Source organism: Wolbachia endosymbiont (group A) of Cydia splendana (assembly GCF_947179475.1).
Lineage (GTDB): Bacteria > Pseudomonadota > Alphaproteobacteria > Rickettsiales > Anaplasmataceae > Wolbachia > Wolbachia pipientis.
This window is the reverse complement of sequence record NZ_CAMXBP010000001.1, coordinates 946,987-959,450: the sequence shown is the minus strand read 5'-3', so window position 1 is coordinate 959,450 and position 12,464 is coordinate 946,987. Positions and strand designations below refer to the sequence as shown.

Annotated in this window: 14 protein-coding genes and 1 pseudogene; 2 read left to right on the top strand and 13 right to left on the bottom strand. The window is 34.1% G+C overall.

Annotated features, from left to right (window positions below; all coding sequences use genetic code 11):
• Positions 1 to 25: 25 nt before the first annotated feature.
• Positions 26 to 1,012: a WO male-killing family protein Wmk gene (gene wmk / locus OM961_RS04810; RefSeq protein ID WP_264339508.1), complete on the top strand. Its 987-nt coding sequence runs from the start codon at positions 26 to 28 to the stop codon at positions 1,010 to 1,012.
• 95 nt (positions 1,013 to 1,107) lie between these two features.
• Here the strand turns inward: wmk and OM961_RS04805 are convergent, their stop codons facing one another.
• The 13 genes and pseudogenes from OM961_RS04805 to OM961_RS04745 all read right to left on the bottom strand — a co-directional run.
• On the bottom strand, positions 1,108 to 2,022 hold the full coding sequence (locus OM961_RS04805; protein ID WP_019236454.1) for a patatin-like phospholipase family protein: 915 nt from the start codon (positions 2,020 to 2,022) through the stop codon (positions 1,108 to 1,110).
• 522 nt (positions 2,023 to 2,544) lie between these two features.
• On the bottom strand, positions 2,545 to 3,078 hold the full coding sequence (locus OM961_RS04800) for an ankyrin repeat domain-containing protein (protein WP_065094613.1): 534 nt from the start codon (positions 3,076 to 3,078) through the stop codon (positions 2,545 to 2,547).
• A 52-nt stretch (positions 3,079 to 3,130) separates the two neighbouring features.
• Positions 3,131 to 4,075, bottom strand: coding sequence for a contractile injection system protein, VgrG/Pvc8 family (locus OM961_RS04795; RefSeq protein ID WP_264339103.1), 945 nt, complete (start codon positions 4,073 to 4,075; stop codon positions 3,131 to 3,133).
• Positions 4,076 to 4,285 (bottom strand): tail protein X, encoded by a 210-nt coding sequence (locus OM961_RS04790; RefSeq protein ID WP_010081876.1) that lies wholly within the window; start codon positions 4,283 to 4,285, stop codon positions 4,076 to 4,078. It abuts the gene before it with no gap.
• Positions 4,282 to 4,629 carry a phage tail protein gene (locus tag OM961_RS04785; RefSeq protein ID WP_022626303.1) on the bottom strand — a complete coding sequence of 116 codons (348 nt, stop codon included), beginning with the start codon at positions 4,627 to 4,629 and terminating at the stop codon, positions 4,282 to 4,284. Before OM961_RS04785 ends, OM961_RS04790 begins: the two co-directional genes overlap by 4 nt.
• Entirely contained in the window at positions 4,629 to 6,911 is a 2,283-nt protein-coding gene (locus tag OM961_RS04780; RefSeq protein WP_264339104.1) for a phage tail tape measure protein, read from the bottom strand. Before OM961_RS04780 ends, OM961_RS04785 begins: the two co-directional genes overlap by 1 nt.
• Before the next feature lie 109 nt (positions 6,912 to 7,020).
• Positions 7,021 to 7,278, bottom strand: coding sequence for a phage tail assembly protein (locus tag OM961_RS04775; protein WP_007303022.1), 258 nt, complete (start codon positions 7,276 to 7,278; stop codon positions 7,021 to 7,023).
• Between the two features lie 83 nt (positions 7,279 to 7,361).
• Positions 7,362 to 7,643: a type II toxin-antitoxin system RelE family toxin gene (locus OM961_RS04770; protein ID WP_010082215.1), complete on the bottom strand. Its 282-nt coding sequence runs from the start codon at positions 7,641 to 7,643 to the stop codon at positions 7,362 to 7,364.
• Positions 7,627 to 7,827, bottom strand: a complete 201-nt coding sequence (locus OM961_RS04765; RefSeq protein WP_007303020.1) for a hypothetical protein — start codon at positions 7,825 to 7,827, stop codon at positions 7,627 to 7,629. Before OM961_RS04765 ends, OM961_RS04770 begins: the two co-directional genes overlap by 17 nt.
• Before the next feature lie 61 nt (positions 7,828 to 7,888).
• Positions 7,889 to 8,395, bottom strand: coding sequence for a phage major tail tube protein (locus tag OM961_RS04760; RefSeq protein WP_264339105.1), 507 nt, complete (start codon positions 8,393 to 8,395; stop codon positions 7,889 to 7,891).
• Between the two features lie 11 nt (positions 8,396 to 8,406).
• Positions 8,407 to 9,588, bottom strand: coding sequence for a phage tail sheath subtilisin-like domain-containing protein (locus tag OM961_RS04755; RefSeq protein ID WP_264339571.1), 1,182 nt, complete (start codon positions 9,586 to 9,588; stop codon positions 8,407 to 8,409).
• Positions 9,581 to 10,141: a hypothetical protein gene (locus OM961_RS04750; protein WP_264339106.1), complete on the bottom strand. Its 561-nt coding sequence runs from the start codon at positions 10,139 to 10,141 to the stop codon at positions 9,581 to 9,583. Before OM961_RS04750 ends, OM961_RS04755 begins: the two co-directional genes overlap by 8 nt.
• Before the next feature lie 10 nt (positions 10,142 to 10,151).
• Positions 10,152 to 11,045 (bottom strand): annotated as a pseudogene (locus tag OM961_RS04745) (hypothetical protein); the annotation flags it as partial.
• A gap of 90 nt (positions 11,046 to 11,135) precedes the next feature.
• Here OM961_RS04745 and OM961_RS04740 point away from each other — a divergent pair.
• On the top strand, positions 11,136 to 12,461 hold the full coding sequence (locus tag OM961_RS04740; protein ID WP_264339205.1) for an IS4 family transposase: 1,326 nt from the start codon (positions 11,136 to 11,138) through the stop codon (positions 12,459 to 12,461).
• The last annotated feature ends 3 nt before the right edge of the window (positions 12,462 to 12,464 follow it).

Sequence of the window (12,464 nt, the reverse complement as noted above, 5' to 3'; positions counted from 1 at the left end):
AGTGGATTTTTTTGTGATAGAATATATGTTTGCTTCTGTAGGAAAAACAGCTTTTAGAGGATTTATCTATGATAATTCAGAGCATATTGGCTCAGTAAGCTACGAGCTAGGGAAAAAAATAGAAGGTTGTAGGATAGTACAAGGGTATACTCAGGCAAAATTAGCAAGAAAAATTGGTTTAACACATAAGGAAATACATAACTTTGAACTAGGGTGCAAGGCTATTACAATCAAAGAATCGTATATAATAGCAGGAGCATTGTCAGTCAATGTTATAGATCTACTTCCAGGACCAACAGTACTAAGAGAAAACAGTTGGTATGAAGATGAGGATAAAGAAATAGTCTATCTAACAAAAATACATAGAGAAATTAAGGATCAGGAATTACGCAAGAAGCTGTATCCATTAGTAAGGTTTGTATATATTAGCGAGAAAATTAGCCAAGAAGAAGCGAAAATAGAAGTAGCAAAGAATCTAGTGAAAGAAGGAGTTTCAGTTGATATTATTTCCCAAGTGACTCGCTTATCTACTTATGAATATGATGATATAGAGAAAGAAATTTGTACTGATTCTATACTCTACAAAGTGGGGAAAAGGATAAAAGAGCAGAGATTAATACGGGAATACACTCAGGAGGACTTGGCAAATAAAATCGGTTCAACACCTAAAGAAATACACGACTATGAACGAGGATATACAGACATTCCAATTGAAATATTATATAAGATAGCAAAGACATTATCAGTTAACATTAAAGCTCTTGGACTAACAGAATATGAAAATGAGCCAGTTTTTGGGTTTATAGGTAAATGCGAAAAAATTGAGGATCAAGAATTACTGGATACGGTAGCCAGATCTTTATCTGAAGGAATGCAAACTGGTAAAGAAAAGGTTAAAAAAGCAGAGAAAATCAAGATTGCAAAAGATCTAGTTAAGGAAGGTGTTGCTATTGATATTATTGTGCGAGCAAGTGGCCTAACTGCTGATGAGTTGGGTGAGTGTGAAAATTGAATGTGTTTAAGATATAAGTAAAGTTAGTTAATGATTTAACCAGCAGAATTTGCTAACCAACTTTTTTGGCTCAGTTGAATTTTGCTTGGTATAAATTAAGATATGAAATCGCAAAGTTTATCTATTAATTTCTGGTTGTCCTCTATCATTGCATTTGCCTCTTGCTGAAGAGATTTGATATTTTTGAGTGTAATATTGTCCATCTCAGTCGATGCTACTTTCAATTGCGATTGTATTCTTATATATTTATCGTCTATTACTTGTTCTAGTTGATAATCAACGCAATCCAATCCAGAGGCAAACATCACATTCAGTAGTGGCTTGATCCACCCTATTTTGCCAAATTTCCTTGAGTTAGCATACTTTATACTTCTATCTGTTCCACCAGTGCCTATTGATAGCAGTATAATCTCATCATTTGGAAATAACCTCTTACCACTTGCATATGCACAAGCCGCTGGATTATTTGCAAACACTCCACCATCTATCAATACTCTCTCTGTTTGGCTAATTTTCAGACGTTTTGGTGTGAAGTACGTTGGAGCAGCTGTTGTAGCTCTGAGTGCATCTTTCAACTTAATGTTTTTTTCTTTCCAACTTTTGAAGAAAAATTCACAACTATTGTGAATGTCATAACTGGTGAGTAGTAGATTACTCGCAACATCGGCCATAGTACTTTCACCAAAGTATTTGTTGAGAATAAATTCCATATTTCTATATGAGTACTGAGAACCACTCAGCCAAGAAGCAATTGATTTTCTCCAAAATGATGATTGAAAGATATATGCTCCATACTCTTGGTAAAGTTCAACCAAATCATTGGCAGAGTATTGAAGTTTATTGCTTTTACAAAGTCCAGCAACAATAATCCCACCGGTTGAGGTTCCTGCCATTAAATCAAAAATCTGGGAAATTGGCTTTTTTGTCCTAGATTCAATTTCTGCTAGAATAATGGCAGGTATTATCCCTCTAATGCCACCTCCATCTACAGATAAAATGTACTTTGTCACTGTAAAATTTATTTATGTTTGTGAATAGCTTCAAGTTCGTTGACTTCTTCAGTGAGGTTTTTCACTCTCTCTTCAAGTCGATAGACTATTTCGATTAGTCCTTGGTTTTTTTCTATAAATTTATCATGGATGTGTACACGTAAGTCAAGTTTTGCCAACCACCATATGAATCCTACCATACGCGTCAAGTTAAGGAAATATCGTGAAATATAGCAACATTTGAGATGGGCATTTTATTTGTTACATTTATTTTTTTAGGGAGTTCTTATCTAGAAGAAGATAATTTTTTCAGAAGAATCTATAAATTAATAACTTTATTACTTAATATATAAAATAGTTTTTTCGTTTCCTTTCTTCCTTATACCACTTTTCCTTAACTTGACGCGTATGATGAATCCTACAGTCTGTACAACTATTGTTATTATTACCGCTATTGGGATTTTTTGCTTTTTCATGTGAAAATATTAACTTGTTATGGATAGTTTTGGAAATTTATATGCAGATTATAGAAAACTTACAGCTTTAGTGATTACTTTTTGTTGATTCGTATTGATCTTCTGCTTTAGCAAGTAGCTTTATGATTTCCTTGTAAGGTTTATCTTTATTGTGCCTTGACCTTAATACAGCTACATCTCTTGGATTTTTTCCATCTGTGTCTCTAATGGTAGGGTCTGCACCTTTGTCTAATAAAAATCTAATTATCTCCAATTTGCTTTCATATGTAGCTGCATGTAAAGGTGTCCATCTTTCATATTTTGTAGCATTTATATCAACTCCTTTTTCTACTAGGAATTTTACAACCTCTGCACATCCCTCTTCTGCAGCATAATGTAGTGCTGTTAATTTAGGGATCTGCACATTAATATCTAATAGATTTTCTACTAAGAATTTTACAGTCTCTAAGTTACAATTTTGAGAAGCAATGCGTAACATCGTTTTATAATTATCTGCAGCTCTTGCCTTCATGTAGGAATAGGTAGCAATAATACATACTATTACTGTTATAAGCCACCAAAAATGCAGCTTGTTTTTTGTATCTTGACCCAATTTATCCATATTCAACATCTTTTTAATATTAAATAGATCATTTACTCATTTTTTATTAACATTACTTACTCAAAGATGCTGACAACATAGTAAGGTAACCCGAGCTATTTAAAGTATGCTCCGCTCTGTTAACTATCCATTCACCATCTACCGCTTGATTAAAAGCTATAAGATTAAGTTTAGCTTCTGCAAATAACTCTGGATTACCAGGTATAGTGATATCCAATACTGCATTATTTCGCTTTAGTTGTTTTAACTTAGCATTTGCTGCACTTAGTGCTGATTCTGCATTTGAGTACATTTCTAGAATAATATAACTTGGCTCGCCGCTACCAACTGTTTCTTTAATAGTTTCACCCTTTTCATAGCTATGCCACTTTGCCACTACTGAATTATACTTATCACGTACGGTAAAATGCACTTTCCAGTTAATTGTATCTTGAGGTCTAATAGTCGTTGTTCCTAAAGCTTTTCCTGTGGCTGATTTTGCCATATTCTTTGAAATAAACAATATATACCCACCAGCTAATTTTGCCATTGCTTCACGCTCTGTTGCGATCTTTGTTAACAGACTTATATCACTTTCATCTGCCTGATTAATATGGGGTATCAATACATTCTTAAATTCCTCAGCAACTTTATGTCCATATCCATGTTTTTGAGCTATTTCTTTCACTAAGTTTTCTATGGTAATTTGATGCCATTCTTTTGATACTTTTGCCTTCAAAGATATTCTTAAATTTGTTGCATGAGCTTTTATTAGTAGAGTCTTAGGTGGACCCTGTATAGTCACTTCGTTGACTGTATATATACCCATTGGAAAGATTCCAATTTCCTTATAACCTAGTGCTATGTTCAATTCATTCGGAATATCTATGTCTTCATCCCTGTAATCAACACACACTTCAACTACATCATCTATTATTCCTGATTCATCTGTAAGGTGCAATGATATAACTCTATCTTTAATTGATTCACATTTATCTATTATAAAATCTGGCTGCATTTATTCCCAGACCTTTAATTTTGACTTTTGTACTATTTTCTTAATAGTAGGAAGCTTTATCTTTAATCCTGCGGGCAAAAAGCTTCCGTATTCTGCCAAACCCAAGTTCTCTGCTAGTACTAATTCCACTACTCCATCAGTAAATCCGTAATGTTTCCAGCAAATCAGATCTAACATCTCATTTTCTTTACTCACATAGTATATAGTCATCTATAGCTTTTTAAACTCAAACTAAATTCAATTTTTCTCGGTAGTCCATTAGGTAAAAAATACATCTGCTTTTCTTCTAACCTAGTAATTACGAATTGTCCTAAAATATTACCTAAACTATCTACTAAAATATGTGGTTTTTCAGTTTCTTTCACACTCTTTAATTGATTTAGCACGTTGAGATTATGCAGATAAATCATTCCTTCTAAATCTATATTTTCTACACCTTGACCGATATTTTGTAATAGTGGCATATTTTCAATACACTCAATCGTGCTCCAACGATTTTCTCTGCTATACTTTAAACTTGTGGGAGCAAACTTATACGGACCAAGAGATAGCATCAATAAAATGTCTCTACCGTATCAAATAAAACATCACGTGACTTTTCTCTTATCCTTTTTATTACTTCATCTGCAAGACTACGAACATCTTGGTTAGGTTCTGCTTTAATGCTGATAGTGTAATTATTAGTGATGTTCTGAGTTTTATTTTGTTCTTTATTTTCAAACTTACTCCTTGCAAATATCTTATCGCTCTCTGTAAACTTTTTCTCCTCAATAAGGCTTTTGACTCTGAAGCTATTTTTATTTCTCTTTGAAAATTCTTTAATTATACTGTTACCTAGCACAGGATTTCCACTGTTGAGAATATTACTTTTTAGGGGAGTGTGCACTGCTTTTACTTCAGTTTTTCTTTTTTCAAACTCTTTCAGTGGGCTATTTCCCAATACTTTTCCAAATATACTTTCACCTATCCATGAAAAAGCTTCTTCTATGGGTTTTATTATCGATTTCCAAAAGCTAGAGAAAAAGTCTTTTACCTTTTGCCAGTTAGTTATAACAAGTGCTGCGCCAGTGACAAGTCCAGTAATTAAAAGTCCTATAGGGTTACTCATTATAGCGAGTGTTACTGCTCTTAGTCCTGTTACTACTGCAGGAAAAACTGTAGCTGATAAAAATGAAAATACTCCAAGTAGGTTTGCTTTCAGACTAAAAATCGTACTTCCTAGCAATGTAAATCCGTATCCTAGTCCCACTGCTACAACTTTTAAACTTATCAAGGCTGCTACAGTACCCATGATTGCTTTGGTTAAAGTTGGATATTTTTCTGCAAATAACGCTATGCTTCTAGTTTTTTCTTGTAAAAATTCAGCTATAGATTTTAAAGTAGGCAGCATCACTGAACCCAGGTTCATACCAACTTCAGCTATTGCGTTGCGAAGAAGTCGTAATTTACTGGCTGTGGTGTCTACACGGTTTTGAAATTCTTTCTGCAACGAGCTCTTGTACTCTTCTGTGTCAGCTAGTAACCTTATAGCATCTTCGTATTTGTTAAAACTTCCAGCTAATAATGCAATATCATCTTGATATTCCTGACCGAAAAGTTTCATAAGGATTGTAGAACGTTCCTGGTTATCCATTTTCTTTAGAGCTTGAAAAAAGTAGAGTAATGCTTCTTCGCCGTTTTCGCTTATTCTTTGTACTATTTCTTCTGCAGTTATGCCCATTTGCTCTAATGCTGCTTTAAAATCCCCTCCTTGTTCTTCAGCAGTCTGAAGTTTACTAAGTAGAGCATTTATAGCAGTTGCAGCTTTTGCTGGTTGTTTACCTAAACTAACGAAGGCATTTACTAAACTACTTGTTTCCTTGATGTCAAGACCAAATTGTTTTGCAGTACCACCAACTATTGCTAGAGCTTCAACCATATCTTTTGCTTTGGCAGCAGTGTTATCTGATAAGTGATTGATTACATTACCAACGTATTCCATTTTACTAACATCAATTCCATAAACGTTAGAGAGTTTAGCTATAGAATCACCTGCTTGCTCTGCAGACATATCAAATGCTGTAGACATTTTTGCCACTGTTTCTGTAAACATAAAAAGATCTTCTTTCTTGATACCAAGTTGACCACCACTTGCAGCTATTTGTGCCAGTTCTGCGGCTGATAATGGTATAGTACGTGACATCTCTTTTAACTTCTTTGCAAATTTAGTTGCTTCATCCGTTCCTTTTTTAAAATCTACCACTTTTGTAACATCAGCCATAGCACTTTCAAAGTCAATTGCAACTTTAACTGGAGCTGCAAGCGTTAGCCCTAGCCCAATAGTCTCTATAATTTGTGACTTAAAATGTGCTTTGCTTGCTAAAAAACTTTGGTGACTACGTATTGCAGATCCAAGCTTACCATACTTACCTTTTAATACTTCAATAGAAGAGCCAAGTTTATGTTGGTCACTTACTAAGTACTTAATATTTCTTCCACTTTTTCTTACTTCTTCATTAAATGAATGCAAAGCATCTCTCTTTTTCAAATATGCTTCTTTTGCTTTTATTGCAGAGGTTTTGGCCTTGTCAAATTCTGCTTTTAAAGTTTTGCTCGGTTTCTCTATTGCCTTCATTTGTTTAGCTAAAGATTTTACTTGATCTTCAAAGCCTTTCCATGACCTCTTGCTAGTCAAAACATCATGACCTAACTGCTTAAACTTTGATACTGATTTTAAAGATGAGTCAAGCTTTCTTATATTCTCACCAAGATGAGTAAGTTGACTGCTACTTCCTTTTATTACAGTACTGAAACTGCCATCTAAAACTGCTCCGATTTTTATAGATAATGTTGACATTGTACCTTCCTCGCTGCTTTATGCCATAAGATAAATTCATTAATCTCCATATCAAGTATTTGTTCAACCCCGCCTCCTACAACAGAGCTGAACATTAATACTTCTAATCTCAAGTTTTTTGGATAATCGGTGAAAAAAAATCCTTTAATACCTCTTGAACTTTCACATAATCAGCAATATCTAACTCTTCAATCGCTTCTTTTGCAACTGATGTCAAATTGGCAGTCAAAGTTACTTCCTTACTCAGATCACTACCATTAAGGCGTTCTATTGCCAAATAGTCTCTAACTTTTGGACGTCTAACAGTAAGTTCTGAGACAGAAATACCATCAACTGTTATTGGGTTATTAAGTGTTATAGCTTGCATGTTCCTCCTTAAAAAGTTAATTAAATAAAAGTCTATATCGGCTTTTACATAACTAATTTCTTTGTATGGTGCTATAAATAGGATTAGCTTTGATAAGAATCTTTTCTGTGTTCAATTGAAGTAATAACTACTGTATGTTCTGGTACATCTATATAATAAAGTATACGATAGGTACTCACCCGTAGACTACGTTGTCCACTTAAGTTATGCTTTAATGGCTTTCCAAGTCCAATTGGATCAACTGTTAGACGCTCCATTATTGCCTTCTTAATCATTAACTTTACTTTTGCTGGAAGAGCCGGAATGTCTTTCTTTATAACAGATTCTGAATAGTCTATATTGTAAGGCTTAATCCCAGAAGGCATCTTGATGTTTAACCCTCTTTTCTTTATAGCGTTCGTCAGCAATCTTAGATAATTCCATATCTTCAATTTCTTCTTCCATTAATTCAGTTAATAACTTTAAAACGGACTTGTCTTGAGATTGTGCTACACTAACAAGTAAACCAGTTAGCTGCTCTATGGAATTTGTATGAGCTTTAGAATCCATATTAACTATATACCTACAACTTCTTATATTTTAACATTTTTATGTAATTTTGTCAACCATATTAGATCCCTAGAATCGTTTGTAGCAAGGCCATCTGATCAACACCATTTATCTTTCTAATCATATTTTCAGCATCGATCTCTATCAGCTCATTGCCACCTATCGTAAGTTTATAATAATGAGCAGCTACAGTACACTTTAGCGTTGCTTTTTCAGCAGGTTTCCAGCTACCAAAGTCAAATTCTTTGAATATTCCCCTGAGATTGATTACTACACCTTCAATATCGTTACTACCACTCCCTTGCATTCCACCACGGAGCGTCAAAGATACTGAGTTTCCATCTATCAAGCCAAAAAGTCTAAATAGTTCTGAATCATACTCAGCAAAAGTAAAGTCTGCTTCAAGCTTTTCCATGCCCATGTCAATATTTATTGGAATATCCATACCACCAGCTCTGTACTCTTCGGTTTTTATGGTAAGCTTCGGCAAGGTTATTTCATCTATTTTTCCTGCATAACCACGACCATCTACAAATACGTTAAAATTTCTCAGTATTTTCGGTAACACTTTGCTTTCTCCTAACTTATTACACTATTATTTACGAGATGAGATTTGAATGTTATTTGCTCAGCCGGATATGGTAGTGTAAATTCGAAATCAAAATATACTTTCCCGCTTGCAATATTTGTTGGTGTATTGAGCTCTGGAGTTGCATAACATTTTCCGCTAATAATCGCTCCTTGTACTTTTAAATTGGCCAAATAAGAATTCACCCCCTCAATCACATCATCTATATAAGTTTTGGTGATATTGCGATCAACTGCCCATAAATGAGCTCGAAGTAGACTATCATTGATTAAATCTGCAGTCCTTCTCACTGACAGAAAAGCCCATTTTGAGTCATTTGAACATGTTCTATTTCCCCAAAGCATATAGCCGTTTTGATGAATTATCGTTGTTACTTCATTTTCATTTAAGTGGTTTGCTCTGCAATTTGCATAACCTAAGCTAAAATCAATAGGCCTGCTTGTGCCAACAATACCATTTATCTCTTTATTTGAAGGTGAATGCCAGAAGCCTTGTTCGCTGTCTATTTTAGCTATTAAACCAGCTACAAATGGACTCGATGGCAAGATTTCTTCTTCAATAAATACCTTAACCCATGGATCAACTACGTAAATTCTTGAGCTGCCTACACTTTTTCTCCATTTTATTGCTTCTTCATCATTAGTATTTGGTCCATCTGCAACAATAATTGCTCTTAATTTTTCTGCTATGGAAATTAAAGCACTCACTACTGGATTTACTCCATCTATTTCAGGTAACTGATGAGTAAACTGAGGTGCAATTAATATTCTTGGAGCAATATGAACTATGCTTTCACTACTGAGGAATGCCTCTATCCCTTGATACTCTCCAGTCTCTTTATCAACACCGCCAATTATATTTTGGATAGTTTCACTTTCTTTGAGCTTTGAATCGCTGTTTTCACTTTCTTTAACTCGAATAACTACTACTGTTGCACCAATTTGGGAAAATATTCCATTTATTGCAGAAGGTAAACTGCCACTCTTTCCAAGCTTTGCTGCTTCTTTTAAGCTTCCTGCAATTAACACTGGTTTATTTAGCGGAAATTTTTGCTCATCAGCTTCAGGGGCAGTACCAATTACACCTATCACTGATGATTTAGCTGTGCGTACTGTTCTTGACCCTGAGGTTATCTCAATAACATTTACACCATGTAAAAATTCTTCAGCCATTTCTTTGTATTTTTTTCCTGAAATCATCGAGCAAAGTCTGTAGCTCATTTTCACTCTTGGCTTCTTCAATCTTTCTCTTGGCTAAATCTTCAAGCTCTTCACATTTCATTATTTCTTTTACTGCTTTTTTCACTTTTTCCTCAATTATTCTTGCCATTTCAATAACCGTAATACCACGTACTTTTGCTAAAGGTTCTATAATTTCTTTATCCTTTTTATCTATAGATTCTGGTGCTGCTAGAATGCTTTTTGCGGCTTTCGCTTGAATTTCATAAGATTTAGCTTTTTGGTGAGAATGACCTGCGTATTGGTGAGTATGATTATCATAATAAAAACGCATACTATCAAGTGCAGAAAGCTTCGCATTTTCAAGTAACTCCAACTCAATATCTTCTTGATTTCGCTGAGCAATTTCTCCTCCCTCTGTTAAACAATAACTTTTTTGCCAATCAAAATCTTTTGGCGCTTCATACCAATCATTTCCAGTTGGCTTGTTTTCAAGTGTTGTTGTTTCAATCTGCTTGTGGTTTTCAAAACGTATATAAATAGTCACAAATTCCTCCTCATTGCCATATTTGATCAGTTCGTTCTAATCCTGGACATTGCCAAGCTTTTAGCGTTCTCTCTACGTCCACTTCAAGCCCTGTAGTTAGAACATTGCTACGTATGTTATAAATCCCCCACTGAATAAATTGACCATAGTTGTGTACATAATTTGATGCAAGCATACCTTGACTAACTTGTGTTCTGGAATACAGATAAGATGATGTGTAAAGTAATATTGCAACTGTTTTTCCTGCTGGAATCTCCACATTACCAGATCCGGCTAACTTGCTATCAGAACTCGTGTATTGGTAAACATTTTTCCATACTATTTTTGAAATACTTGATTTATTAGAATTAGTGTTATCAGGAGTTCCCACAAATAATCCTGCTCCCCCATACTCCGTACTCGAATACGATGATCCAACAAATTCCATTGTCTTATTTATGTTCACATTGGTTATATTTTTTACAAATACTACTCCAAGTGCAGCATACGGGTAATAGTATATCTCATCATAACTACCAGAAAAACTTTTTGTGCATAACTCTCCGTAAATAAATGTTCCTTTACTTCCCTCTATAAAACTTAGTTGTCTTGGCCGATAAAAACTAACGTAATCTGTATCGTATGTATGGCTACCTGCTAGTAGTTGTAACATATAGTCAGTTTTTGTTATATCACTACTCCACTTTCCAAGCTCTGTCGTAAAAGTTCCGTGGCCAAAATAATTATTTTTTCTTCCAAGTACACCAAATAAGAAAGGTAATGACCCTGGTTCAACCATGTTGCGCTTTCTTATTTCATTTATAAGAGACACTTTTAACTGTTCATCCCGAGTTTTTACCTCATTAGAGATGTTTTCAATTCGAGTTTCTATTTCCCTAATAATTGATGAGCCACTTGGCACATCCATACGCGTCAAGTTAAGGAAATAAAGGTATGAAAGAGATAGAATAATAAGGTATAAGTTCTCCCAGATATACTTTTAGTGAGAGAACCAATGAATAAAATAACTTGCTTATCAAAAAAGCTCAAAGAATTTTTTAATGAAAAAGCAGAGAAAATCTCAATTACAACAAGGTTTATAAAAAGAAAGAGAAAGCTAAAAGGTTCATCATTCGTAAAAGCCATGGTCTTGGGTAATATAGGAGTTGATAATTGTAGCGTAGAAACAATGTGTCAATTACTAAACGAGGACTCGATAGATATAACAAAACAAGGTTTGGATTTTAGATTTACTGAAGAAGCAGTGGAATTTATGAAAAGGATGTATAATGAATCTGTGATTCTCTTTAAAAATATCTTGCAAGTTGATTGCAAAATCTTACAGCAATTTAATAGTGTTAAATTATTGGACAGTAGCTATATTACTCTACCTAACAGTATGGAAGAGATGTATAAAGGTTATGGTACTAGCTACAGTGGCTATGAAAGCAATACTAAGTCTGGAATAAAGTTACAATTAGTTTTCGACTACATGAATCAGATAATAGACCAACTTAATTTAACGGAGGGGGTAAGATCAGACCAGGGATATAGGAAACATTTAAGTAATATATTAAGCAATGATTTGCTAATATCTGATCTCGGTTATTTTGTGCCAAGTTCTTTTAAACAAATCAATGAAATAGGAGCTTATTTCATAAGTCGTTATAAATCCGATACCAACATATATGATGTAGAAACAAATCAAAAAATGGAGTTATTAGAATGTTTAGAGGATAAGTTATTTTTAGAAAACGAGGTATTGTTAGGAAAAGAAGCAAAAATTAGAGTAAGAATTATATGTCAGAAACTAACTGAAGAACAGTCTATGGCCAGAAGAAGGAAAGCTAATAGATTAGCAAGATCGCAGGGATATACATCCTCTAAAAGAAATCAAAAATTGTTGAACTGGTCAATATTTATAACTAATGTTCCAGAAAATAAAATTAGTGCTGAGCAAGTATTAACGATTTACAGAGTAAGGTGGCAAATTGAGTTATTATTTAAATTGTATAAAAGCCATATCAGGCTTGATAAGCTAAAAGGAAAGCCATGCAGAGTATTATGTGAACTATATGCTAAATTGTGCGCAATTCTTATATTTCGCGGCATAGTTGGTTGCACAGAAGTGAAAAAGAATACAGAACTTAGCTTAACAAAGGCATTTATTGAGCTAAAAAGGCGGGTTAGAGAGTTATTTTTAGTATTAACCAAAATTAATAGTTTAAAAGCATTTCTTAAAAAACTCACTATAACTTGGTCGCGATTTTCATTAAAAGACAAACGTAGAAGGGCTAGAGTATCCACTTTAACCTCTCTAAATTTGCTCACAATCTCTTAACTT

Excerpts from the sequence above, each read along its gene's own strand:
- OM961_RS04740 (WP_264339205.1), top strand. The coding sequence starts at position 11,136 with ATGAATAAAATAACTTGCTTATCAAAAAAGCTCAAAGAATTTTTTAAT.
- OM961_RS04800 (WP_065094613.1), bottom strand. The coding sequence starts at position 3,078 with ATGGATAAATTGGGTCAAGATACAAAAAACAAGCTGCATTTTTGGTGG.
- OM961_RS04770 (WP_010082215.1), bottom strand. The coding sequence starts at position 7,643 with ATGCCTTCTGGGATTAAGCCTTACAATATAGACTATTCAGAATCTGTT.
- OM961_RS04755 (WP_264339571.1), bottom strand. The coding sequence starts at position 9,588 with ATGGCTGAAGAATTTTTACATGGTGTAAATGTTATTGAGATAACCTCA.
- OM961_RS04780 (WP_264339104.1), bottom strand. The coding sequence starts at position 6,911 with ATGTCAACATTATCTATAAAAATCGGAGCAGTTTTAGATGGCAGTTTC.
- OM961_RS04795 (WP_264339103.1), bottom strand. The coding sequence starts at position 4,075 with ATGCAGCCAGATTTTATAATAGATAAATGTGAATCAATTAAAGATAGA.
- OM961_RS04785 (WP_022626303.1), bottom strand. The coding sequence starts at position 4,629 with ATGCTATCTCTTGGTCCGTATAAGTTTGCTCCCACAAGTTTAAAGTAT.
- OM961_RS04790 (WP_010081876.1), bottom strand. The coding sequence starts at position 4,285 with ATGACTATATACTATGTGAGTAAAGAAAATGAGATGTTAGATCTGATT.
- OM961_RS04775 (WP_007303022.1), bottom strand. The coding sequence starts at position 7,278 with ATGCAAGCTATAACACTTAATAACCCAATAACAGTTGATGGTATTTCT.
- wmk (WP_264339508.1), top strand. The coding sequence starts at position 26 with ATGTTTGCTTCTGTAGGAAAAACAGCTTTTAGAGGATTTATCTATGAT.
- OM961_RS04765 (WP_007303020.1), bottom strand. The coding sequence starts at position 7,827 with ATGGATTCTAAAGCTCATACAAATTCCATAGAGCAGCTAACTGGTTTA.